Annotated in this window: 23 protein-coding genes; 8 read left to right on the plus strand and 15 right to left on the minus strand. The window is 41.3% G+C overall.

Going from position 1 to position 24,077, the window contains the following annotated elements:
* Positions 1–99 precede the first annotated feature (99 nt).
* The gene (locus tag BS1321_RS06975) at positions 100–1,209 is read left to right on the plus strand and encodes a histidine kinase N-terminal domain-containing protein (protein WP_063232329.1); all 1,110 of its coding nucleotides are present in this window, start codon (positions 100–102) and stop codon (positions 1,207–1,209) included.
* 281 nt (positions 1,210–1,490) lie between these two features.
* Positions 1,491–2,822 carry a hemolysin family protein gene (locus BS1321_RS06980; RefSeq protein WP_063232330.1) on the plus strand — a complete coding sequence of 444 codons (1,332 nt, stop codon included), beginning with the start codon at positions 1,491–1,493 and terminating at the stop codon, positions 2,820–2,822.
* Between the two features lie 53 nt (positions 2,823–2,875).
* On the opposite strand, the gene uptA is transcribed toward BS1321_RS06980, so the two are convergent.
* From uptA to BS1321_RS06995, 4 genes are all read right to left on the minus strand, one after another.
* On the minus strand, positions 2,876–3,505 hold the full coding sequence (uptA, locus tag BS1321_RS06985) for an undecaprenyl phosphate transporter UptA (protein WP_069981685.1): 630 nt from the start codon (positions 3,503–3,505) through the stop codon (positions 2,876–2,878).
* A gap of 174 nt (positions 3,506–3,679) precedes the next feature.
* Positions 3,680–3,832, minus strand: coding sequence for an Lmo0850 family protein (locus BS1321_RS27365; protein WP_155726445.1), 153 nt, complete (start codon positions 3,830–3,832; stop codon positions 3,680–3,682).
* 91 nt (positions 3,833–3,923) lie between these two features.
* Positions 3,924–4,640 carry a FixH family protein gene (locus BS1321_RS06990; RefSeq protein ID WP_081112847.1) on the minus strand — a complete coding sequence of 239 codons (717 nt, stop codon included), beginning with the start codon at positions 4,638–4,640 and terminating at the stop codon, positions 3,924–3,926.
* A gap of 94 nt (positions 4,641–4,734) precedes the next feature.
* On the minus strand, positions 4,735–5,307 hold the full coding sequence (locus BS1321_RS06995; protein ID WP_307264028.1) for a YitT family protein: 573 nt from the start codon (positions 5,305–5,307) through the stop codon (positions 4,735–4,737).
* Positions 5,308–5,905: 598 nt separating this feature from the next.
* On the opposite strand from BS1321_RS06995, the gene BS1321_RS07000 reads away from it, so the two are divergent.
* On the plus strand, positions 5,906–7,258 hold the full coding sequence (locus BS1321_RS07000) for a hemolysin family protein (RefSeq protein ID WP_063232333.1): 1,353 nt from the start codon (positions 5,906–5,908) through the stop codon (positions 7,256–7,258).
* 344 nt (positions 7,259–7,602) lie between these two features.
* Here BS1321_RS07000 and ytvI read toward each other — a convergent pair whose 3' ends face one another.
* Positions 7,603–8,646 (minus strand): sporulation integral membrane protein YtvI, encoded by a 1,044-nt coding sequence (ytvI, locus tag BS1321_RS07005; RefSeq protein ID WP_174524157.1) that lies wholly within the window; start codon positions 8,644–8,646, stop codon positions 7,603–7,605.
* 128 nt (positions 8,647–8,774) lie between these two features.
* Here ytvI and BS1321_RS07010 point away from each other — a divergent pair, with 128 nt between their 5' ends.
* On the plus strand, positions 8,775–8,978 hold the full coding sequence (locus tag BS1321_RS07010) for a hypothetical protein (protein ID WP_081112853.1): 204 nt from the start codon (positions 8,775–8,777) through the stop codon (positions 8,976–8,978).
* 379 nt (positions 8,979–9,357) lie between these two features.
* Positions 9,358–9,777, plus strand: a complete 420-nt coding sequence (locus tag BS1321_RS07015; RefSeq protein ID WP_063232335.1) for a MarR family winged helix-turn-helix transcriptional regulator — start codon at positions 9,358–9,360, stop codon at positions 9,775–9,777.
* Between the two features lie 62 nt (positions 9,778–9,839).
* Here the strand turns inward: BS1321_RS07015 and pdxR are convergent, their stop codons facing one another.
* Positions 9,840–11,231 (minus strand): MocR-like pyridoxine biosynthesis transcription factor PdxR, encoded by a 1,392-nt coding sequence (pdxR, locus tag BS1321_RS07020; protein ID WP_063232336.1) that lies wholly within the window; start codon positions 11,229–11,231, stop codon positions 9,840–9,842.
* 103 nt (positions 11,232–11,334) lie between these two features.
* Here pdxR and BS1321_RS07025 point away from each other — a divergent pair, with 103 nt between their 5' ends.
* On the plus strand, positions 11,335–11,913 hold the full coding sequence (locus tag BS1321_RS07025; protein ID WP_069981679.1) for a GNAT family N-acetyltransferase: 579 nt from the start codon (positions 11,335–11,337) through the stop codon (positions 11,911–11,913).
* A 265-nt stretch (positions 11,914–12,178) separates the two neighbouring features.
* On the opposite strand, the gene BS1321_RS07030 is transcribed toward BS1321_RS07025, so the two are convergent.
* Positions 12,179–12,634 carry a GNAT family N-acetyltransferase gene (locus BS1321_RS07030; RefSeq protein WP_063232424.1) on the minus strand — a complete coding sequence of 152 codons (456 nt, stop codon included), beginning with the start codon at positions 12,632–12,634 and terminating at the stop codon, positions 12,179–12,181.
* 17 nt (positions 12,635–12,651) lie between these two features.
* A complete protein-coding gene (locus tag BS1321_RS07035) occupies positions 12,652–13,668 on the minus strand; it encodes a nitronate monooxygenase (protein ID WP_081112848.1) in 1,017 nt (338 codons plus the stop codon).
* Positions 13,669–13,809: 141 nt separating this feature from the next.
* Between BS1321_RS07035 and trhO the strand changes: the two genes are divergently transcribed.
* Positions 13,810–14,775: an oxygen-dependent tRNA uridine(34) hydroxylase TrhO gene (gene trhO, locus BS1321_RS07040; protein ID WP_063232337.1), complete on the plus strand. Its 966-nt coding sequence runs from the start codon at positions 13,810–13,812 to the stop codon at positions 14,773–14,775.
* Positions 14,776–15,083: 308 nt separating this feature from the next.
* On the opposite strand, the gene BS1321_RS07045 is transcribed toward trhO, so the two are convergent.
* Both BS1321_RS07045 and BS1321_RS07050 read right to left on the minus strand, forming a co-directional pair.
* Complete coding sequence (locus BS1321_RS07045; RefSeq protein WP_063232338.1) at positions 15,084–15,716, minus strand: superoxide dismutase family protein; 633 nt, start codon at positions 15,714–15,716, stop codon at positions 15,084–15,086.
* Between the two features lie 169 nt (positions 15,717–15,885).
* Positions 15,886–17,193, minus strand: a complete 1,308-nt coding sequence (locus BS1321_RS07050; RefSeq protein WP_063232339.1) for a CitMHS family transporter — start codon at positions 17,191–17,193, stop codon at positions 15,886–15,888.
* 202 nt (positions 17,194–17,395) lie between these two features.
* On the opposite strand from BS1321_RS07050, the gene BS1321_RS07055 reads away from it, so the two are divergent.
* Entirely contained in the window at positions 17,396–18,607 is a 1,212-nt protein-coding gene (locus tag BS1321_RS07055; RefSeq protein WP_063232340.1) for an MFS transporter, read from the plus strand.
* Between the two features lie 59 nt (positions 18,608–18,666).
* Here the strand turns inward: BS1321_RS07055 and BS1321_RS07060 are convergent, their stop codons facing one another.
* The 5 genes from BS1321_RS07060 to BS1321_RS07080 are packed head-to-tail and all read right to left on the minus strand — an operon-like array spanning position 18,667 to position 24,077.
* Positions 18,667–19,971, minus strand: coding sequence for an MFS transporter (locus BS1321_RS07060; protein WP_063232341.1), 1,305 nt, complete (start codon positions 19,969–19,971; stop codon positions 18,667–18,669).
* A gap of 28 nt (positions 19,972–19,999) precedes the next feature.
* Positions 20,000–20,437: an acyl-CoA thioesterase gene (locus tag BS1321_RS07065; protein ID WP_063232342.1), complete on the minus strand. Its 438-nt coding sequence runs from the start codon at positions 20,435–20,437 to the stop codon at positions 20,000–20,002.
* 19 nt (positions 20,438–20,456) lie between these two features.
* Positions 20,457–22,043, minus strand: coding sequence for a class I adenylate-forming enzyme family protein (locus BS1321_RS07070; RefSeq protein ID WP_063232343.1), 1,587 nt, complete (start codon positions 22,041–22,043; stop codon positions 20,457–20,459).
* A gap of 32 nt (positions 22,044–22,075) precedes the next feature.
* On the minus strand, positions 22,076–23,260 hold the full coding sequence (locus BS1321_RS07075; protein WP_063232344.1) for an acetyl-CoA C-acetyltransferase: 1,185 nt from the start codon (positions 23,258–23,260) through the stop codon (positions 22,076–22,078).
* Between the two features lie 43 nt (positions 23,261–23,303).
* Entirely contained in the window at positions 23,304–24,077 is a 774-nt protein-coding gene (locus BS1321_RS07080) for an enoyl-CoA hydratase/isomerase family protein (protein ID WP_063232426.1), read from the minus strand.

Consider the following 24,077-nt stretch of genomic DNA (forward strand, 5'->3'; position numbering starts at 1 on the left):
AAAACAAGATGTAATTATTTTGATATTTTGTAATTTAATTCAAATAAAGCACTTTCTGGGTCAAAAGTAAATTCATTTTCCTACAGTATGGAGGGCAAAATGGTATCTAATCGAGAAATGACCATTCACTTTTTATCTTCTCAAAAAAGCAGTATCATTTCCAAATGGAAAGATGAGTTGCTGCATTTACCGGACGGATATCTGGGGTATTTTAAAGGAGAAGTAGAAAATATTTTTAATCTGCTAATGGATCAGCTTGGAAAATCGGATACTGAAATAGACGATGTACTGAAGGTCGTAGGGGAAAAAATTGCGTCTGATCGAGTTAATAAGCAATTGGATATGGAAAATTTCTTTTCCACTGCAACCATCGGGAGATCCATCACCATAGAGCACGTTTTGAATTCCGAAGCACCCAAAGAAGAAATATCGGATCTAATTAAGCAAATAAACGTTTACTTCGATAAACTCATTCATTTTGCATTATCCCATTATACCGAATTGAAAACGATGGAACTTGAAGAACGCTATCAATTCATAAGCCCAAACCATAAAGACCGTTTGACGCTCCTTGGCCAAATGACCTCAAGCTTTGTCCATGAATTCAGAAATCCACTGACTTCCATCATGGGATTCATACAATTGTTACAGGCAGAACAACCTGAGATAAAATACCTTGATATCATTTCAAAGGAATTGGATCAGCTCAATTACCGGATTACACAATTTCTTAATATTTCCAAAAAGGAAACTTCAGCATCACCACCTGATCTATTTTCCATTGCTCAACTTGTGAATGAAGTGATTGAATTTTTATATCCCAGCATTTTGGAAGTAAATGCTTCCATTACATGTAACATTGCCGATGATGCCGTCATTTCCGGTTCTAAAGAAGAATTCCGGCAAGTTTTACTTAATATTATTTTAAATGCTCTTGATGTGGTTGCAGGGATGCCTTCCCCATCCATTTACATTTCAGGCTCTGAATCACCGCCCGGCATTCTAACCTTAAATATATCGAACAATGGGCCGAAGATACCTGACGACGTCCTGCCGAATATTTTTGAACCATTCATCACCACAAAAAAAAGAGGCACGGGATTGGGATTATTCGTCTGTAAAGAAATCGTTTTGAAGCATCAAGGAACCTTATCCTGTCACTCTACCGATTTCCTAACGACCTTTTCCATACAATTGAAAACTAAATAATGGTTAAATATCCTTTTTTCCTTAGGTTTTTAGTGTGAAATTTTTGACTGATTGACGTCCAGTTACTTATACTAATAGGAAGGTTCCACTACTAATCGAGGTGAATGATCCAATAGATTGAAAATAATAACCAGCATAATTTTCATACAAGATAGACGAGACTTATTTTTCATCTAACATTTTATACACTAATATCATTTCATTCATTATTGGTTTTGGGAGGTGACTGGGATAATTAAGTCGTTCGGTACATCTGGCGATTCAATTAAGTCCCACACTAATTGGACATATTAAGTTTTTTATTTGTCATTATTTTAATCGCTTTAACTGCCTTTTTTGTAGCTTCGGAATTTTCGATCATAAGGGTTCGTAGCTCTAGGATCGATCAATTGATTGAAGAGGGAAACAAAAAAGCCATTGCGGCAAAGAAGGTTACATCCGATCTTGATGAGTACCTATCCGCGACACAGCTAGGTATTACCGTTACTGCCCTTGGATTGGGGTGGCTAGGACAGCCGACCATCCTCAAATTGGTTGGGCCTTTATTCAATGCCTTGAATATACCTCAAGAAGTCACAAGCATTCTGACATTTGTCATTTCATTTTCCCTGATTACGTTCCTGAATGTGGTTGTAGGTGAATTGGCTCCAAAGACGGTTGCCATCCAAAAGGCCGAGCAAGTGGCCTTGGCAATTGCCGGCCCGCTGATTTTTTTCCATAAGATTGCCTTTCCCTTCATCTGGGCCTTGAATCATTCTTCCCGATTCGTTGTCGGATTATTTGGCTTCAAGCCAGCATCCGAAAGCGAAATAGCCCATACGGAAGAAGAATTGCGCTTCATCTTATCAGATAGCTATAAAAGCGGAGAGATTAACCAGTCAGAATTTAAATATGTAAACAACATCTTTGAATTCGATGATCGTATTGCCAAAGAAATCATGGTTCCAAGGACAGAGATCATGACCATATCCAAAGATGAAACGGTACAGGAATTCGTCGATGTGGCCAAATTGGAAAAATACACTCGATATCCTGTTGTCGAAGGTGATAAAGACCATGTCATCGGCTTAGTGAACTTAAAGGAAGTTTTCTCGGATCTTATTAAAGATCGGGAAATCCATATCAAAGCGATTGAAAATTACGCTCGTCCGATTATTCGGGTAATGGAAAATATACCAATTCATGATTTGCTGTTAAAAATGCAAAAAGAACGCATTCATATGGCTATTTTGATGGATGAATACGGCGGAACTTCCGGACTTGTCACAGTCGAGGATATCCTCGAGGAAATCGTTGGGGAAATCCGTGATGAATTCGATATCGATGAGGTTGCCTCGATCAGGAAAATTAAAGATGGACATTATATTTTAGACTCTAAGCTTCTTGTTAAGGAAGTAAATGATTTACTTGGCATTCACTTAGAAGAAGATGATGTCGATACTATAGGCGGATGGGTCCTTACTGAAAATTATGATGTGAATGTAGGGGACATCATGGAAAAAGACGGATTCTGCTTTAAAGTGATTGAAATGGAAGATCACGCCATTCGTTCTATCGAGGTGACACAAAAGGTCGTACAGCTTTCTCTAGAAGAAGACCTTCCCCAAGGATAATGATTAAAAAAAGCCACGTAAAAGGTGATTTTACGTGGCTTTTTTTGATTTGTTCATTTATCGGGAAACCGTCCCATTTTTTTGACCGTTACGATTGGAGGTGTACTCTTTTTTTTCCATAAAATATAAAGCATGATTAAGATAAAGGAAAAACCAGCAGCCGGAATTAGATAAGGTTCAGTTATTTCCCGGATTTGCTGCCAATTCTCTCCGAGGATCCTTCCTAAGGTCAGGAACAATATTGTCCAAGGTATGACAGCCGCAACCGTATAAAATATAAACTTCCATACGGACATCCTCGCAATTCCGGCAGGGATGGAAATAGCATGACGAACCACTGGAATGAATCGAGCCGTAAAAATCACGCCTACGCCATACCGTTGAAACCACTCTTCAGCATTTACAATGTGATTTTGTTTAATTAAAATATATTTTCCATACTTCAAAAGAAAGGGCCGTCCTCCATAATAACCAGCCCAATAGAGAAATAGTTGTGCCATCGTCCCGCCTGCAACACCTGCAAGAACAGCTCCCCAAAAATTCATTTTCCCCAGGCCGACCAAATAACCACCGTATCCGAGAACAAGCTCACTCGGGAGGATTTCAACCATCAGCCCCAATAAAATCCCCATATACCCCATTTCCGCAAACCAATTCAATATCGTCATCATAAGCTGTGATATCATGCTATCGGACTCCCCTTACCGCTAATTTCAAATTGTTTGTCCTTCTATACTATTGCAGCTTATAACGTTCTATTCGATTTTTCCTATCCAGCTTCACAGTGTCTCACATTTAAGAATGCACAAAAAAAGACCAGCTGATATGTACTCCGGTCTCATTGCATCAATATTCTTTTAGCTCCCGTTTTTGGGGAATTGAGTAAAAGCAGCTATGGTGAGTAAGGATGAATCATTTTGTGAAACATTAGTGAAAATCTCCTGGCGTGATTTCGTTTTCTCAATATGAATCCCGAGATCTTTATACTTGTTGATTATTTGATTATTCATTCTTACCCTCCCTTTCTGCTGTACCGTTATCCTTTAACTTCCCATTTAACGAAAGTATAAAACCTGTTTAAACAATTCGGTAAAAAAACAATCAATTGACTTGAATGGTTTGCAGTTGGTGTTCATGCACTTCGTCTTTTTCGACATGTACCTGCACCTTATAGGTTCCCGATTCTTCGAAAGATACCTTATTTAGATATGTTCCATTTCCATCTTCTTCAGCTTTGGTGAAATGACTCTCTTCGCTGCCTTCCTTCCACACCTCGAAATTCACATCTGCATTTGTCAGTGGCTTCCCATTCAATTCAACTGTCGCTTCAAAGTTCGAACTGTTACCTGCCTTTACAGGGTTACTTTGAAACTCGATAGATACATCCGTACTAGGGTGAACCGATGCACCTTCACTTTCATGTTCTGGAACGACAACTTCTTTTTCAGGCATCACATGAAGGCCTTTGGCCGTTACATGGGAGACTACAATATATTTTCCTTGTTCTTCAAAAGTATGCATCACTTGATACATGCCACTTCCAGTATTCTTCGCTTCAAGCATTTCGCGTTTATCCTGTCCGGACTTTCTCACTTCAAACAGTACTTCATCAGCTTCATTCACCAATTGGCTTCCCTGTTTCACGGTCGTTTCAAGAATGACTTCTTTTCCAGGCTCTAATTTCCCTTTAATGACAATTGATGCATCCATAGATTCAGGAACAGCACTGTTCACTTCTTTATCCTCTGGCATTTCAGACTCTTGACAACCAGCCAGTATAACTAACAACATCGCAGTACACATATAGAGTTTTTTCATAAGAACTTTCCTTTACTATTTATTAGACTAGAAATCTGTCCTTTTCATATTGCCCATCCTTTCCTTTTTTCAGATTTTTATACATGATTTAACATTAAATGGTTCGCATCACTGTGACTGAAGTTAGCATGGCTACCGCGATGATCGTTAAAAATGAATATAAAAAGATTGAAGTCCCCACAACGCTCAGTCCGCAAAGCAGTACGCATCCATCAATGAAAAAAATCAGCAAACCTACATTGAGTCCGCTCTTCCTGGAAAGGATCTGTGCCAACATATCCGTTCCGCCTGTAGAGGTCCCATACCGAAGCATCAAGCCGATTCCAAGTCCAATCAACCCTCCCCCGATTATCGCACTTACATAGATCGGAATATTCCATCCGGTGACAGCGTCGGAAAAAATATCGATGCATAAAGAGGAAAAAAGCAAGCCATGCAAGCTGTTAAGAAATAGTTTTTTTTCAAAGTACCAAGCATATATATATAATGGAATGCTGCTCAAAATCACACCCAGCCCTGTCGGAAGTCCTATATAGTAATGAAAAATCAGCCCAATCCCTATCATGCCACCATCCAATAAATGATAAGGTATCAGAAAAAAATTGATTCCCACTCCTACAAGCATGCTGCCGGCAATGATTGCTGCCATCCTTTCCATGATTTTCATGGCTGTCACCCCCTTTAAATTTAAAACTTGTCTTGATTTCTATAGAATATGTTTAAACCATCCAAAAAATAATGAAACGGACCAATTTTTATGAAACGGCCCTCAGTTTTCTGAATATTCTATAATATAATATAATAAAGTAGAGAAAACAGTCAAAAACAGCTAATTATTAGCTCAAACTGATCCTTTACAAGCAATTTACCGGATTTAAGCTGCCGTAAGCTGTTTGACTGAATGATTAACTCTTTTTATAATGAAAGTATTTAAATTAATTAGATTGAGGTGATTTGATGGGGCATTAAAGAATGTTCGTTTTGACGGACGGACGCTGCTTTGCGTAACGGATATGTGCATCCTTTTGAAAAATGGCTGCACTCCTTCAGACAGAAATTCTTCTATTTCCCGTCTACGCATCGCTAATCGGCATATACTATTATTCTCTTCATCACTAAAGGATATGGGAGTTCAAGCGGCTGCACAGCCATTTTGAATGAATCCCGAAAATATTCAGCACGGCAAAAAAAAATATACTTGTATATTTTAAAAATGTAGGAGGTGTACTCCTTATTCGTCTCGAAGGCGAGTTAAGGGAGACTATTTGGACATAATAAACTTGGTTCTTATTGCCATTTTAATTGCTTTAACAGCATTTTTTGTAGCTACGGAGTTTGCGATTGTTAAAGTGAGAAGCACGAGGGTCGATCAATTAATTGAAGAAGGAAAGCCGAATGCTCTTTCAGCAAAAAAGGTCATATCTAACCTAGATGAATACCTCTCAACATGCCAGCTCGGAATTACAGTTACTGCTCTAGGGCTTGGGGTGCTTGGAGAACCGACAGTTGAAAACATTTTGCACCCACTCTTGAATCAATTGAATCTTCCAAATTCAGCTTCACATGCACTCTCGGTTGCAATTGCCTTTTCTTTAATTACCTTCATACATGTGGTTGTTGGGGAATTGGCACCAAAAACATTGGCAATTCAAAAAGCGGAGCAAGTAACTTTATTGGTTTCCAAACCTTTAATTGCTTTTAACAAAATCATGTATCCATTCATCTGGGTACTGAATGGCTCTGCTAGGACGCTTACAAGAATGCTAGGATTAAAAGCAGTTTCCGAACATGATTTGGCTCACACAGAAGAAGAGCTACGTATCATTGTTTCCGAAAGCTACAAAAGTGGCGAAATTAACCAATCAGAGTTTAAATATGTGAATAAAATTTTTGAATTCGATGATCGGATTGCAAAAGAAATCATGGTTCCACGTACAGAAATTGCAACGGTATCCAAAGATGATACGATCCAGCAGTTTTTCACCGTTATGGCGGAAGAGAACTTTACACGATATCCTGTCATTGATGGTGATAAAGATCATGTTATCGGAATGGTCAATATCAAAGAGCTATTCACTGAAATGATAGATAAGAACAATCAGGCAGCGTCAACGATCGATCGATATGTTCGTCCGATCATCCGTGTCATTGACAGTATCCCGATTCACGATTTACTTTTAAAAATGCAAAAGGAACGGATCCACATGGCTATCCTCATGGATGAATACGGCGGTACGTCAGGTTTGGTGACCGTTGAAGATATACTTGAAGAAATCGTTGGCGATATCCGAGATGAGTTCGACTTGGATGAAGTGCCGGATGTCCGCAAATTAAAAGAAGATCACTATATCATTGATGCCAAGGTATTAGTCAGTGAAGTGAATGATTTACTTGGATTGGATATCAATGATGAAGATATTGATACGATGGGCGGATGGATCCTTACCGAAGATTACGAGGCCAAACAAGGTGATATCCTGGCTTATGGTCCCTATAACTTTAGGATAAAAGAAATGGAAGATCACCATATTCGTTATATTGAAATATACAAACCAGCAAAAGTCGTAAGCGAAGTGAAAGAATTCCCGATAATATCACAAACCGAAATTGTGTCATGATAATGACCCCCGTTCCTAAAAAACTAGGAGCGGGGGTTATTTTTTTCCAATTGGTACATGAAATAAAGTAAACACATATTATATAAAACCTGCTGCATTTAACATCGAATGATTACATGAAGTATAGTTCTACCTTTATTGTTTCATACTGTTAGAAAAGCGATACTTTTTGAAGGAGTGAGGAAACATGAAACTCATAACCATTTGCCAACACTGCAAAGGGAAAGGGAAAACCCGTTATCTGCAATTCTTTTCCCGGGACTGCAATCATTGCAACGGTCAAGGTAAAGCGGTAAAAGATATGTCAAATCTAAGAAATCAGGCAAAAAACATCTAAGAATCTTTCATATTTTGAAGTTAGATTTGATGACACCTGCCCTTTTTAACGTATCATAAACGATCAGTATCGAAGGTCCAAGGAAAAGCCCAATGAAACCAAGCATTTTAAATCCTAAATAAAGGCTGACCAACGATGACAAAGGGCTCAATCCCATATTTGCTGAATAGATTTTCGGTTCGATAGTCCTTCTTATGATGGTAATGACCAGGAATAGGATGATGAGGCCCACACCTAGATGATGGTTTCCTTGAGCCCAAACTATCGCTGCCCAAGGAACCAGTACAGATCCCGTCCCCAAGATAGGAAGAATGTCCACAACTACTATTAACAGTGCCAATGGAATCGTATACCTCACATTTAATAACCATAGTCCTCCATAAGCCATGATGAATGTGATTAAACTCAACAGGATTTGTGCCTTGATGAAGCCTACGGCTGCCATACTTAAATCTTGATAAACTAGCGAAATCTTTTGATAAGTGGATGACTTTAAATAAAGGACCGCCTTTTTTCTTAACTTAGGCAATTCAAGACTAATTAAGAATAAGGCGATTAAATAAATTAAAAAGTCAATGAAAAATCCGGGAATGAGTGTAACGAACTGAACCATATCCTGAACAAAGGCCTCTGTGAACCCCTCTAAAGCCCTGACTCCCTTTTCCATCGTTTGTTCTATTGATTGAATGAGATTTGGCGGCAACGTTTGGGAATACCGTTCCCATTGCCTAATGACTGGCAATATAGCCGTCAAATACACTTCACGTATGAAACCAGGAAATTCTTCCGAATAGACAATCACCTTCTTGATTAACACCGAAAAGGAAAAATAAGTGATGCTCATAAGCCCGCCTACATATATAACAAATGAAATCAATACTGCCCAAAACCGATGCAGCTTTGCCGTTTCACCAATCATGCGGACCAATCCATCCAAAAGAATGGCGGTTAGCAATGCTAAAATCAAAGCCCATGAATAGGGAATGACGATTAATATGCCTAAAAGGAGAATACCCCTCCAAAACCAGCGGAAAAAGACGGTGACATTCACTGAACAAACCCTCCTTGCACTTTCTTGTTCTCCTTATATTTATGAAATGGGGTCACATATATTTCGCTTATACGTTTTATTTTCTCAATAAGGGGAAAAAGAGATAATAAGAGATGGAGGGATTGACATTGGACAATAAAGATAAAGAAAAGTATCTTGAGGAGCGTAATGATAAATCCAAGGCATTCAAGAAAAATCAGGAAAAACAGCTGGAACGTGATCAAGTTGTCATGCCCATTGATGATTTACCAATTGATGAAATTAAATATGAACGACAAGAAGAACGTAATAAAAAAGAAACAAAACACCGCTCCACCAGCGAGAGGTTATAAACAAAAATCCAGCCACATTAGAGGCTGGGTTTTTGTTTACAGGATATATCGAATTCAGCTTCAAGGTAAGTTGTCGGATTGACTTTTACCAATCTATGGGGTCCCTTAATTCTTGCTAATAGACCATTTGAAGGAAAAAATAAATATTTGCCATTATATATTAAGTGCCCTCTTGTCAGTTTATATATGCTTCTCCCATTGTTTTTAAATGATTTAGGAGAACTGGACTCTCTCTCAATTCATTCATATTTCCATAATTCCTCCCTTCCCTACTCCGCTTCCAAAAATAAACATTGACTGAAATAAATGATTCTTTACAATAGACTTTTAAGAATTAAAGAATATAATGGATTGGTCGACCATTATAAAGGAGAATCATATGACGAACCCTACTCAATTATTTCATCAATATTTACAAGTATCGAGATCATTAGTCAGCAAAATGAATGAACAAATTACAGCCCTTGAAATTTACCATAATCAGTGGACAATCCTGAATTATTTAAAGAACTGCGGATATTCCACAATCCCCGATATTTGCAGTTACTTGGATGTAGATAATGTTATCATCACACGTTCGGTCAACAGTATGGAACAGAATAATATGATTAAACAAGTTCCTGGAAAAGATGAACAGGAAAAACGAATCGAACTGACCCCCCGGGGCAAAGAGGTACATACAAAATGTCTTAAGATTGCAGAAAAAATCGAAGGAAAAGCCCTGGAAGGCATTACTGAAGAAGAACAGGAAATATTTTTCCAAACGGTCCTTAAAATCCTCAATAATATAAGAAACTAAATGGGTATCTTATATCATTGATGAATAAGTGTGAATCAAGACCTTTTCCATATTCTTTCAAGCTATAGCCATGCCTTTTTTAAAAGTCGGATTCCTGCTTCGATTTCCCTTTCGGTTAAACCACCGTATCCAATCAAAATAGTCGGATCTTTCACATTCTTTGAATGATAAACCGAAGTTGGGTGGACTTTAACCCCAACACCGGCAGCCTTTTGAATGAGCTCTGCCTCACTGCTGCCGTTTTTTACTTTTAAAAGAACGTGTAATCCTGACTTTTCACCGATTACGGCTACACGATCATGGAAGCTCTCTTCAATTGCATTTAGCAGCACCTTATTCTTTTTACGATAAATCGTTCGCATTTTATTCAGATGGCGTTCCCAATGTCCATTTTTCATAAAAAGACAGAGCGTTTCCTGAATCAGTCTGGAAACGGTCTGTTTATATCCAATTAACTTCTGCTGATAGCAGCTAGCCAACTCCGTGGGTAACACCATGAATCCCACCCTGATTGATGGAATGAGCGACTTTGAAAACGTGCCTAGGTAGATGACCTTTCCATTTGTGTCCAACCCCTGCAAGGACGGAATCGGTTTGCCTGCATGTCGGAATTCCCCGTCATAATCATCTTCAATAATATAACCCTTTTTTTCCACTGCCCAATTCAGCAATTCAACCCTTCTAGTTACCGGCATGATCATACCTGAAGGAAATTGATGGGAAGGGGTGACATAGGCAACATTCGCTATACTCTCTTTCAAGGAGTCCACACTCATTCCATTTTCATCCAAGGGTATGAATGCCATATCCGCTCCCTCTAACATCAGTACCTCCCTTACTCGATGAAAGCCAGGGTCTTCCAAACCAAATATCCGCTCATTTCCTAGAAGTAACCGCAGCAGATGGATGAAATACTGGGTACCTGCCCCAATGATGATTTGATCAGCCCCACAGCGAACTCCTCTCGATTGAAATAGATAGGATGAGATCTCAGCCCGGAGCCCCCATTCCCCTTGAGGATCACCGCTCATGAACATTTCCCTTTCCTGTAGATATAACGTATTGTTCAAGCATTTTTTCCACACTGCATGCGGGAAAGAATCCACGTCCACCCTTCCATGATTGTAATCTATTTCATTTCTTTCATTCGGAGGGCCCATCCTCCCTTCTGTTAAAGACAACGGCTCATTTAAAGGTGAGATCGGTTCTAAATCGGCTACGTAATAACCTTTCCTTAATTGACTTTCCACATATCCTTCTGCAATCAACTGCTGATAAGCCGTATCCACTGTATTCAAGCCTATCCCTAAATGCACAGCTAGTTTTCGTTTAGAAGGCAGTTTCATTCCGGCCTTTATTTGTCCATTTTGGATTTCCTTTATAAAGTATTTATACAATTGGACATATAAAGCTTCTTTATTCTTTTTATCTAAGGTTAGAGTGATTTCAAACATTTGGTCCTCCTTCAAACTGGTTCTATAAATTATATCAGCATTGGTCCTTATTGCAGGACCAGAATATTTTTATAATGAAGATATCAATCAATAGGAGGAGACTATGAAGCATTTCGAATTATTCGGGAAACACGTGATACTCGCCCCGATGATGGATCATCATATCGAACCGCTTTACGCTGCTTCCCTGCCATCTGAAATATGGGAATGGAGCGCCACAAAAATTTTGTCATATGAAGAGGCGATTTCCTATGTAAAGGAAGGCATTCGAGCAAGGGAACAGGAACTTCATCATCCATTTGTCGTTATCGATCAGATTGATGATACGATAGTTGGCAGCACGAGCTTAAGAAATATTCAATTTCATAATCAATCCCTGGAAATCGGTTCGACTTGGTATCATCCCGACAAATGGCGAACAGCCATTAACACAGAATGTAAGTACCTGCTATTGCAACATGCTTTTGAAAAGTGGCAAATGAAACGGGTCGAATTCAGGACGGACGAATTCAACAAAAGATCGCGGGCAGCAATAACCAGGCTCGGTGCCCTTGAAGAAGGCATTTTGAGGATGGAGAAAAAACTGCAAGATGGAAGGATAAGGAACACGGTGGTCTACAGTATTCTCGAACATGAATGGCCCAGTGTGAAAAGGAACTTGGAAGCCTTTTTGGAAAGGTAAAGATGAGAAAAAGAGTGCCGTTATTTTGCACTCTTTTTCTCTTACTGCTATTTTTCATGTGAGTCTTTATGAATTTTCGATAAAGAATCCTTTTGTCTTTTCGTTGATCGAATGAATATGAAAACCCCAATCGCAAATAAAAACGGAATTAGTAAAGCAAAAAGAAGATAAATCATATCTCCAAAGAACAAGTTCATTCCCCCTAAGCAATGCGACGCGCACTTACGTCAGTAAAGCTTTTCCGTCAAACTTGGATGATCATTGCTTAGTCTAAACTTTGTGACAAGCGAATCATATCCTGGCACTGAATCCCATTTTCATAAATGGCCTCGGAATAGTTTCTATTAAAAAAATCCCTATCGACCCCAGTTATTCTAAAACCGCATTTTTGGTAAAGGGCAAGCTGCCCTATTCCCGAATTTCCCGTGCCGATTTCAATCGTTTTATATCCCTGTTCCCTTGCATGGCCTATGGCGTGTTCAATCAATTGCCTTCCGATTCCTCTTCCATGTTGCCGTTCATCCACCGCGATGTTCATTATCTCTATAAGCTTTGGACCTTTTTGCAGTAAAACATAAACACCGATCATTCGCTTATCACTCACTGCAACAAAGCACGTTCCGCTTCCCAAGTATTCCTCGATCAATTCCCTTGAAGGATCTGCCAAAAGTAATAAATGCATCGGCGGTGGCTCATCCATGAATAATTCTCTTATCTCCATCTCCATCCAAACCCTTCTCAGTTTAGTTCTTCTACAAGTAGTTCAACCAATTCCGATGCAGGAAGTTCCCTGCTCAGCTTATACCCCTGTCCTGCCCACAAAGCCATCAATTCAGGGTTGTTTTTTTGTCCAGCCGCTTTTCGCATTTGCTTTGTCATGTGATGGACATAAGGATAGGCGACTGGTGCAACACTATCATATTCCGTTAAAAAGTGATTCACCAACCCGCGTGCCCGCCGGCCGCTGAAGGCTCGGGTAACAGCGGTCTGAGTAAATCGGGGATTTCCTAAAGCTGCCTTATGGACGGGACTTGCCCCGCTTTCGGGACAGCGAAGGAAAGCAGTTCCCAATTGTGCCGCTGCTGCTCCCGCTTTGAGCACAGCCGCGATATCCTTTCCATGCATCAGTCCGCCCGCTGCAATGATCGGTAAGTTCAGCTCACCTTTTATCATCCGTATCAATACTAAAAGACCGTAATCATCTTCTGTGCGGTTTTCAAAACTGGCTCGGTGCCCCCCTGCTTCAAACCCCTGTACACATAGAACATCCGCGCCTACTTCCGCCGCCCTTTTTGCTTCCGTAAGGTTGGTTACTGTCACGGCTATAAGGGAACCGACATCTTGGAGCTCCCTTATTACATCTTCCGTTGGACATCCAAACGTAAAACTGACGACAGCGACCCCAGCCTCCTTCAATACATGTAGTTTATTTCCCCAATCATCGTCATCACGAACGGCTTTTCCAATCTCAGCCCCAACGCTCTCGGCCTCTTTTTCGATCTTTTCACGATAGGCAGATAATATATTTTCATCCACCGCCTCGTTGCCTGGCACAAATACATTCACGCCAAAAGGGCGCTCAGTCAACTGACGGATCTGCCCTATCTCGTCCTTCATCTCTTCTGCAGTCTTATACCCAGCTGCGAGAAAGCCCAATCCTCCTGCATTGGATACTGAAGCCGCAAGCTTCGGAGTGGAAGCTCCTCCTGCCATAGGTGCTTGAATGATTGGGTATCTCATTAATTCTTTCAACATTCCATACAACTCCTTTTGATTTTTTTTCATGCCCTTATCATTTTTACGTTTTCTTGGTATAATGATTATCTGTAAGAGAAAAGTGTCTAAATGATCACCCTTTATATCTTGCAAATATAAAATATAGGTGGTAAATAAAAAATGGAAACAAAACCATATAGAGTATTACTTTATTATTTGTATGTACCCATCGAGAATCACGAAGAATTCGCAGCCGAGCATCTTGCGGCATGTAATGCCCTTGAATTGAAAGGCCGTATCTTGGTGGCATCAGAAGGCATCAACGGAACCGTTTCAGGTACGATCGAACAAACCAACCAATATATGGACATGATGAAAAGCGATTCCCGCTTTGCCGATATCGTGTTTAAAATAGATGAAGCTGACGGCCATGCTTTCAAAAAAATGCATGTTCGTCCACGTAATGAACTTGTAACGCTTCGTTTGGAAGATGACATCAACCCGAACCGGACGACAGGCCAATACTTGAGCCCGAAGGAATTCTTCGAGCAAATGCAAGATGAAAATACCATCGTTCTTGATGCCAGAAATGACTATGAATATGATTTAGGACATTTCAGGGGTGCAATCAAGCCAGAAATCACGAATTTCCGTGAACTTCCGGATTGGGTGCGGGAAAATAGACAAATGTTCGAAGGCAAAAAAATCCTTACGTATTGCACCGGCGGTATCCGCTGTGAGAAATTCTCAGGCTGGCTTGTCGAAGAAGGCTTTGAAGATGTAAGCCAGCTGCATGGCGGCATCGCAACATACGGTAAGGATCCCGAAGTCCAAGGTGAGCTTTGGGATGGCCAAATGTATGTATTCGATGAAAGGATTGCCGTACCTATCAATCAAAAGGAACATGTCATTGTCGGACGCGATATTTATTCCGGCGAACCTTGTGAACGCTATGTCAATTGCGCTAACCCTGAATGCAACAAGAAAATCCTTTGCAGTGAAGAGAACGAGCACAAACACATGCGCAGCTGTACTCATGAATGCCGAGTGCATCCACGTAACCGCTATGTAGTCGAGCATAACCTTTCTGAAGAAGAAGTGGCTGAGAGATTACAGCAAATCGAGGAAACCATTACAGCAAAATGATAAAGCAAACCCGAATCAGTGGACATGATCCCTATTCGGGTTTTTTATCCATTCAAACCAAAACTTATTTTCCTATATTAAACCTATGCCTTGGACTTCATCCCACTGTATGAATTAACTATGATCTTTTAATACCATATGCCGCTAATGCAATATTACTTACTCTTTTACTTCTATATCACAATAGAAAAAGCCTTCTTAAAACGTAAAAAGAATGAATTCAGCCTTAAGGTTTTAGCGGTCGGCTGTTTTACCTTCAATGAAAAGAGCGATTCCTCTATAGAAGAATCGCTCTAGCTTCATTAATGTTATTTTTCCTCTGCACTTACAACAATCCCGCAAGCTTGCCTATCGCCTGCATCACCAGTTTTCAGGGTATCTTCATCCGGTCCTTTTTCTCCATTTGCTTCATAACGGTCAGCAATATTGGCAAAGTTGTCTGGATTCGCATGAACGATTACAGCTAACTCTTCTTTCTTAAGTTGGTCTATTGTCATGTTATCCAATGTTGCCTTATATTTGGCTGTCCCATCTTCTTTTACATATAGAGGGGGCATATCCCCTGCATGTTTAGAGTGCGTTTCATCAGTTGGATTGAAGTGTCCTCCCGCTGTAGTGAAAGGGCCATCCTTAGCATCCGGCTCACATGCTGCGTTTTCGTGAACATGGAATCCATGATAGCCTGGCTCAAGGCCCTCCAAAGCGGTCTCGATCACTACAGAATTCTCTTCAGCGGTAAAGTTTACCGTCCCAAGTGTTTTACCTTCTACATCTTTAACTTCCGCTTTCACCTGCGGATCGACCTCTGTATCTGTTCCTTGTCCCACTGTATTCATGTCCTCAACATTTTTGTCCGCCTGATTTGAATCATCCGCTGAATTACATCCATACAATAAAAAGGCAGTACACATAGGCAGTATAAGTTTTTGTTTATAGTTCATGATAAATTCCCTCACTCTCTAATATGTATTTCCTCTTATTACTTTCCACTAATATGGAAGAATAAACAGAAAGCGGGATAAATAGGAAAATAGATTACACCAGTGAGAGTGAACACCTTACTAAATTCACAGTCAAGGATTTTACAATATAGCTTAATGAGCTCACATTTTACAAAGTGATGACCCCGAAAGTAATGGCTGCGATCGTCATGATGATGGTTGTCCCAAACGCCCATTTAAACAGGAATTTTTGGTGATCCCCAAAATCCACGCCTACAAGGCCAATCAATATGAATGTTGCAGGCACCAATGGCGATAATGGGAACCCTGCGGTCGAATGGCCTAATAAAGCCGCCCTTCCGATTTCTACAGGAGCAATACCGAAGTTCGATGCCGTTTCACTTATTATTGGTAGAATGCCAAAGTAATAGGCATCAGGTGAAAAAATGAACCCCATCGGAATGCTCGTCAGCGCTACCACCAGTGGCAAATGTGCCCCGAGCCACTCTGGAATGACAGTTACGATTGAAGCAGCCATCGAGTCCATCATCTTTGTTTCTGTGAATACACCCGTAAAAATCCCTGCTGCGAAAATGAGAGTACAGATCATCACGAAACTATTGGCATGACTTAAAATCCTTTCCTGCTGTTCTTTTGGGTTCGGAAAGTTAACGAATAGTGCAATCGCAAAAGCGGTGGCAAATAAGATTTGGATCGGCAGCACTTCCATCACCAGCAAAACCATCAGTAAAATCGTCAAGAACCAATTAAACCAAAAAAGCTTGGATGTTCCTTTAGGTGCGGTTTCAACAGCTGCAGCCTGTTCGCCCAGACCAGGTTGCATGTTCGTTCCCAGGGAGCTGACTCCTAATCTCTCCCTTTCCTTTTTGCCAAGTACATATGCCGAAAAAAGCGTCCATAAAAGACCGCAAATCATGACCGGAATGAGAGGAATGAATAACTCCGATACTTCAACCTGAAGGCTCGCGGCCGCCCTGACCAAAGGACCTCCCCAAGGAATCATATTCATGACGCCAGCGGCTAAACCAACGACACATGCCAATACTAGCCTGTTCATCCCTAATTTGATATAAAGCGGCAGCATGGCTGAAACGGTGATCATGAATGTGGAAGAACCATCTCCATCCAAACCTACCAACATGGTTATAATGGCGGTTGCCATGACAACCTTTAACGGATCTCCTTTTACAAAACTGAGTATTTTAGCGATCATGGGCTCGAATAAACCAACGTCAATCATTAAACCAAAGTATAGAATAGCAAAAACAATCATGACTGCTGTCGGTGTCACCTTTAAAATACCCGCAACCATCATATCTCCCATTTCCGAGGCAAAGCCACCAATCAGACCAAAAGCTATCGCCGTGAAGATAAAAGCGACAACCACTGATAAACGCTTTGTGATGACTAAGACCAGAAACGTTAAAATCATGCAAAATCCTAAAATCGTCAACATGTTAAAAACTCCTTTAAATGGAAAAGTAAATACCTTTCGTTTTGTTTAATTTTTCTGAAAAATCAATATTTTCACATTATACCATTTGCACATTCATTAAAAAACCAGTAAAACAAATTCGTTTAATTAATTAGTTAAATTATGTATACTATTATTTAGGAACCCGAAGTTTTTTTCGGAGGAAAGAAGTGTTGTATGTAAAATGAATGCTCATAAAATAGCTAAACGGAATCTTTTCATCATGTGGTTCGCCAATTTCTTCATAGGCGGGAGCATGACGATGGTTCTCCCATTCATATCCTTATACATTGGTACATTCGGGGATTATTCGACTCAATATATCCAGCATTGGTCCGGATTGACATTTGGAATCACGTTTGTGACTGCCTTTTTATTCTCTCCCATTTGGGGACGAATTGGTGATCGGTACGGCAGAAAGAAAATCTTGATTGCCTGTGCCTTTGGGATGGGGCTGTCCATTTTCCTGATGGGATTCGTTGAAAATGTTTGGCAGCTATTCGTCTTAAGGATGTTCACCGGAATATTCACTGGCTTCATTTCCATGTCACAGGCCTTCATATCAACGCAGACCCCAAAAGAAATTGCCGGACGCGTACTGGGAACCTTGCAAACGGGAAATATTACCGGTTCCCTTTTCGGACCATTACTTGGCGGCCTGCTTGCAGACACACTCGGCTATTCAACCGCCTTTAAATTCACCTCCATCACCATTTTCATCTCTGGACTTCTTGTTTTTGCAACCAAGGAGTACCAAATGGAACGGCAAAAGGGAACAAAGTCGAGCTATACAAGCAGGGAGGTTCTCTCGCATATCTTAAGGAATCCCATCCTGGTGAATGTCATGCTCATTTCGACTCTTGTTCAAGTTGCCCACTTCAGCATTCAGCCCATTCTTTCTTTATACGTTGGCGAGCTGCATGGAACTTCCAATCTTGGATTTTATTCAGGTATCGCCTTTTCTGCAGCAGGCCTAGGGAATTTATTGATGGCGCGTCACTGGGGCAAGATAGGTGATCGGCATGGACATGTGAAGATTCTTGTGCTGCTTCTTTTTCTGACTGCTACAGTCTACTTGCCCGGTGCCTTCATCAATCATTTTTGGCAGCTTGTTTTGGTACGTTTCATACTAGGCATGGCAATAGGCGGCATCATCCCTGTAAGGATTGCCTACATTCGCCAAGAAGCTCCTGTTGCCATGCAGGGGGAAGTACTTGGGTACAATACGAGCCTACGCTTTTTAGGCAATATCATCGGACCCGCAATGGGCGGAATGGTTGCTGGTTTCTACGGATTCTCCGCCGTTTTCATCACGACCAGCACGTTACTCCTCATAGCCGGACTTGTCCTCTATTTCGCGATGCACCGCAATCCAGAGTTGGCCAGATCACATTGATCACACATTGGCAAGAAAGCCTGCTTCCAGATGGAAGCAGGCTTTCTCATGTTCAATGCTCATACAGCTGTAGTGCTAGATACTTCTGGAACTAGATTTCGTTTCGGTCGTATTCCGATACAGGCAGTGAGGCCAAAAACGAACAAAAGTCCTGCACACATGAAAAAGGAATATTGGAAACCAGCTGCTGCCGACACGGATTTTTCCACGAATAGCCCTGTTATATATGGACCCACAATCCCTCCCAATGAGGCAATGGCCATGAACCACCCTTGAATTTTCCCTTGATGCCTTTTGGAGATAAGATTGACTAACAAAGTCGGTCCGAGAATTAAGGTGATGCATCCAAATGTCAATCCTAAAGAAAGCAGCCCGACAGCCAGGATATCAGAAGAAACCATGGTTCCAAGGATATAGCATACAGATCCTGCTATCATGACCGGCCCGAGTACGAATACCCTGGAACGGATGATACTATTCGTCTTACTGTACAGCCTATCCGATACAAAGGAAAAGAATAACTGAGAGAGAGTGATTAAAATCCATGGAACTGTTACTGCAAAGCTTAATTGAGCTTCACTGATTTGCCTGACATTAGCCAAGTAATTTGGCAACCAGTTCAATCCAAAGGTATAAGACCAGTATGTTGCAAAACCACAGAGCGCGATGAAAAGGAAGTTTTTTGAAAATAATGAAAATATGAATCTAGTTTCCTTTTCCTTTTCTTCCTCATCCGCTTCAAGTGTTTTGGATGCGGCGGCAGATGAATCCTTCACTTCCGGTTGTTCCTTGCTGAACTTCAACCAGATGAGCACCCAAATTACACCCACAACGGCAGTGGCAATGAACCCGCTTCGCCATCCGAAGCTTTGCATGATATACATCAAGACGGGAGCTGAAATGGCCACACCCAATGGTCCTCCTATCGAAACGAGCGTCAACCCAAAACTAAGCTTTTGTTTAGGCAGCCATTTAGAGGCGGAAGTCATGGCCAGCGAATAGGCCGGACCTTCCCCGGCCCCTAGAATGAGTCTGGTTGCCAATAATAATGGGAGACTATAAACAAAAAAAGTAGAGAATTGGACTATAGCCCATATTACGGCAATCATTGTGATGACACGCTTGGCACCTGTTTTATCCGATAAAGCACCCATCAAAATGGCTGATACAGAATATAACCAAAAGAACACACTACCCACTAATCCCCATTGCGTAGGCGTGATCTTTAACTCATCAATGATCTGAACGGAAGCAAACCCAATAATGGCTTTGTCCACGTTACTGATGACGGTCAAGAAAAACAAAAGGATGATCATAATCCACCCTTGCTTTGAAATGACGCCTTGCTTTTGAATAGAATCCATACCATGATCGCCCTCTTCCGGCTTTTATCTAAATAGCACTTCGTTCTTGTTCAATTACATCATCACATGATAATAATTCCCGAATTTCCTTTGGTATCGGCTGAGCAGATATCCCATCGTCCCCTTTAAAAACCCAACCACGGAGTTCATAACCATTACTGACCCTTTCACCATCCAGGTATATTTCATGATTGAATTGAATGGTTTTTGCACTCATTTTTCCCACAGTCGTCTTAATGACTATCCTTTGTTCATCATGAAGCGGTTTTTCGAACGTACAACGCACATCGATCAACGGCAGAATAATATTCTTTTCCTTTGTTAAGTGCGATAAGGGCAAGTTCATCTCACGGAAAAATCGATGGGTTGCATTATCGAACCACTTTAGATAATTAGGAAAATAAACAATGCCCGCACCATCCGTCTCCCCGAATTCGATGATGACTTCATATTCATTTTCCCTCATACTCTTTCCTCCTTCTTTCTTACCGTAATTCTTCTTTAAGCTCTGATTTAATTTTCCTAATCAATTCCCGTTTCAATATTTTCCCTGATGATGTCATAGGGAGCTCATCTAAAAAGACAAATTTGTTCGGGACCTTATAGGAAACGAGTTTCTCTTCGGCAAAACTTCTCATTTCCTCCTCTGATGCTCGTTTACCTGGTCTCAGCCGGATCACCGCACATGTGATTTCACCAAGGACTGTATCCGGTAAACCGATGATGGCCGCCTCCATTACATTAGGGTGTTGATAATAGACTTCTTCAACCTCACGCGGATAGATATTGTATCCCCCACGGATGATCAATTCCTTTTTCCGCCCGACAATACGTATATATCCGGCATCATCCATCGTCGCCAGATCCCCCGTATAAAACCACCCATGTTCATCCTTGGACTTTCTTGTTTCTTCCTCCATCCGGAAGTAACCCTTCATCAAACCTGGACTTTTGCATGCAAGTTCCCCGACTGTGCCTGGCGGGACCTCTTCCCGGTTCTCATTCACAATCTTCACTTCAGCACCAGGCATCGCCCTGCCAACCGTTTCGGCCCTTAGAAGATCATCATCCTCAAAATTCGTCATAGTTAAACTGGCCGATGTTTCCGTCATGCCATACGCCACCAAGATATTGCATTTCATCTCAATCTTGATCCGACGGAGGATTTCAATCGGGCAAGGTGCAGCAGCCATTTCCCCCGTCCGTAAGCTCGATAGATCATATGAAGGAAATTTAGGGTGATTCAATTCGAGGATGAACATGGTAGGCACTCCAGGATGAACGGTCACCTTTTCATGTTGAATGAACTCCAATGCCTTCTCGGCTTTGAATCTTTCCATTAAAACGAGTCTTCCCCGACAGGTAATGGATCGCAACATGAGCATCAAGCCCATGATATGGAATAATGGTACAGGAATTAAAAATACATCTTCAGGACTGCACTCCATTTTGTTTGCTGCTGTCCTCGATATGCTCACCATGTTCCCATTGGCCAGCATGACGCCCTTTGGATTTCCAGTCGTTCCGGAAGTATAAAGAATTACACAGATGTCGTCTTTTCCAACCTCAGTTTTCACTACCGCTTGACTACTTCTTCCTAATTGAATTAATTGATCATAATTGTTAATGGAATCTTGTTGAAAACGGACGGAGATCAGTTGTTTCAATGTGGGGATATTCTTTTGGGCTTCCATCAATTGCGAAAGCTGATCGACTTTTCCAATCGCATTAGTGAAAAAAACAGCTTTCGCACCCGAATTTTCTAAAATATATATGATTTCATTTTTGCGATAATCTATATTTAAGGGGATCAGGATTGCTCCGATTTTAGATAATGCCATGAAAATGATCATGAATTCATTCCAATTCGGTAAACAGACAGCAACCCGATCTTCTTTTTCAATCCCACTCCAGATCAACCCAGAGGCCAATAAATCAGCCTCAGCATCAATTTCACCGTAAGTAAGACGTTTTTCTCCATCATATATAGCTTCTTTTTCAGGAGTGTTCAAAACTGCATGTTTAAAGACCTGTGATACTGTACAAGCATCCCCTTCAAACTGATTGGCCATCAAATGCCTGCCCCCTTCCCTAACTGAATGATTCACTGAATCGCTTCCCAGATTGCAGCGATGCCTTGGCCTCCACCTATGCACAGGGAAGAGACACCATATTTTTTCCCTCGTCTTTGCAATTCATAAATCAAGGATAGTGAAATGCGTGCACCGCTTGCCCCTAGCGGATGCCCTAACGCTACTGCACCTCCATTGACATTTCCGATTTCCGGGTCAAAATCCAGCAGTTTTTGACACCCAAGATATTGTGCAGCAAATGCTTCGTTTATTTCCACCAGATCGAGATCTTTAGTTTTCATACCCACTTTTGAAAGCGCTTGCTTGACGGCCGTAACCGGACCCAGTCCCATGAATTTTGGATCTACCCCGGAAATCCCATAGGAAACGAGGCGGGCTAGCGGCTTTAGGTTATTTTTTTCAGCGTAATCCGAAGATGTCAGGATCACTGCTGCCGCTCCATCATTGATCCCGCTTGCATTTGCTGCAGTAACGACCCCATTATCTTTAAACCGTGCCTTCAACTTGGAAAGTTTGTCATAAGTTGATTCCCTAGGATGTTCATCACGGTCAATCCACATTTCACCTTTTCTCGTTTTAATCGCTACAGGCGTAATTTCCTTTCCAAAATATCCTTTCTCAATGGCTGCTAATGCCCGCTCATTACTTCTTACAGCAAACTCGTCACAACTCTCTCTTGTTATTCCGTATTCTGCGGCAATATTCTCTGCCGTGATCGACATTGTACAATCCCCGTATGGATCATAGAGGGACTCCCATAGAAAATCAGCCATTGGCGCTTGTCCAAGAGGAATACCGAATCGTGCACCGCGGATAACATGGGGGATTTGGCTCATATTTTCCGCACCGCCAGCAAGTGCTACATGAGATTCCCCAAGCCTTATTGATTGGGCAGCCGATACAATGGCCTGCAATCCAGAACCGCATAAACGATTGACGGTAAGCCCTGGCGTCGACTGGGGAATACCGGATTTCAATCCGATGTGCCTGCCAAGGAATACAGCGTCCCCGCTTGATTGGATAACATTGCCCATCACGACTTGGTCAACTTCTTCAGGGCTGATCCCTGAACGTGACAATGCTTCTTTGGTAGCTGTCACACCAAGATCAATGGCCGAAATATCTTTGAAAGAACCTCCAAATTCAGTGAATGCCGTTCTTGCTCCTTCTATTAATACGATATCGTTTCCTGCCATGTTTCAAATCCTCCCTTTAACCTATACTAAAGCTCCCATTTCATCAATTGAAATTAGCTTTTCTTTTTTCTGCGAACGCCTGCATGCCTTCATTACGGTCAGGAGATGCAAATGCATTCCCAAAGCATGCCAATTCTATATCCAATGCCGTATCTAAATCTGTATTGGCACCTGCATTGACTGCCTTCTTCATCATTTTCATAGCCATAGATGGTTTTCCAGCCAATTTGACTGCCCATTCTTTCGCTTCCGCCAACAGTTGATTTGCAGGAACGACCTTATTAACAAAACCAAGTTCATATGCTCTATCACCAGAGAACATTTCGCCCAAGTATAAAATTTCCTTAGCCGCCTTTTGGCCAACCAAACGTTGGAAACGCTGAGTTCCGCCGCCACCTGGAATAATCCCAAGATTAATTTCCGGAAACCCGAATTTCGTCCGATCTGAACAAATGATCAAGTCACAGGCAAGTGCAAGCTCCGCACCTCCGCCTAAAGCCAGCCCATTCACGGCTGCAATTACCGGTTTTGACAACCTTTCCATTTTTCCGAACGCCTCACGAGAAATTTCATTATTCTGGAGAATCTCCATTTCCGACAGATCCATCATTTCTTTAATGTCAGCACCGGCTGCAAATGATCGATCACCGCTGCCTGTAATGATGACTGCTCTTACCCTGTTGTCACGATCCAATTGATCCATCAGCAAGGAAAGTTCTTTAAAAGATTGCCAGTTTAGTGGATTATGAGGGGGCCTATTCAAATATATGGTGGCTACCCCCAGCTCAATTTCATATTTTAGCACTTCCAGCTCCAT

Origin of the sequence: Peribacillus simplex NBRC 15720 = DSM 1321, assembly GCF_002243645.1 — a bacterium.
In the GTDB taxonomy this organism is placed as follows: Bacteria; Bacillota; Bacilli; order Bacillales; family DSM-1321; genus Peribacillus; species Peribacillus simplex.

Coding starts and splice junctions, on each gene's coding strand:
- BS1321_RS06975 (WP_063232329.1), top strand. CDS start 100: ATGGTATCTAATCGAGAAATGACCATTCACTTTTTATCTTCTCAAAAA.
- BS1321_RS27365 (WP_155726445.1), bottom strand. CDS start 3,832: ATGAATAATCAAATAATCAACAAGTATAAAGATCTCGGGATTCATATT.
- BS1321_RS06990 (WP_081112847.1), bottom strand. CDS start 4,640: ATGAAAAAACTCTATATGTGTACTGCGATGTTGTTAGTTATACTGGCT.
- BS1321_RS06995 (WP_307264028.1), bottom strand. CDS start 5,307: ATGAAAATCATGGAAAGGATGGCAGCAATCATTGCCGGCAGCATGCTT.
- BS1321_RS07015 (WP_063232335.1), top strand. CDS start 9,358: ATGACGAACCCTACTCAATTATTTCATCAATATTTACAAGTATCGAGA.
- pdxR (WP_063232336.1), bottom strand. CDS start 11,231: ATGTTTGAAATCACTCTAACCTTAGATAAAAAGAATAAAGAAGCTTTA.
- BS1321_RS07025 (WP_069981679.1), top strand. CDS start 11,335: ATGAAGCATTTCGAATTATTCGGGAAACACGTGATACTCGCCCCGATG.
- BS1321_RS07030 (WP_063232424.1), bottom strand. CDS start 12,634: ATGGAGATAAGAGAATTATTCATGGATGAGCCACCGCCGATGCATTTA.
- BS1321_RS07035 (WP_081112848.1), bottom strand. CDS start 13,668: ATGTTGAAAGAATTAATGAGATACCCAATCATTCAAGCACCTATGGCA.
- trhO (WP_063232337.1), top strand. CDS start 13,810: ATGGAAACAAAACCATATAGAGTATTACTTTATTATTTGTATGTACCC.
- BS1321_RS07045 (WP_063232338.1), bottom strand. CDS start 15,716: ATGAACTATAAACAAAAACTTATACTGCCTATGTGTACTGCCTTTTTA.
- BS1321_RS07050 (WP_063232339.1), bottom strand. CDS start 17,193: ATGTTGACGATTTTAGGATTTTGCATGATTTTAACGTTTCTGGTCTTA.
- BS1321_RS07055 (WP_063232340.1), top strand. CDS start 17,396: ATGAATGCTCATAAAATAGCTAAACGGAATCTTTTCATCATGTGGTTC.
- BS1321_RS07060 (WP_063232341.1), bottom strand. CDS start 19,971: ATGGATTCTATTCAAAAGCAAGGCGTCATTTCAAAGCAAGGGTGGATT.
- BS1321_RS07065 (WP_063232342.1), bottom strand. CDS start 20,437: ATGAGGGAAAATGAATATGAAGTCATCATCGAATTCGGGGAGACGGAT.
- BS1321_RS07070 (WP_063232343.1), bottom strand. CDS start 22,043: ATGGCCAATCAGTTTGAAGGGGATGCTTGTACAGTATCACAGGTCTTT.
- BS1321_RS07075 (WP_063232344.1), bottom strand. CDS start 23,260: ATGGCAGGAAACGATATCGTATTAATAGAAGGAGCAAGAACGGCATTC.
- BS1321_RS07080 (WP_063232426.1), bottom strand. CDS start 24,077: ATGGAGCTGGAAGTGCTAAAATATGAAATTGAGCTGGGGGTAGCCACC.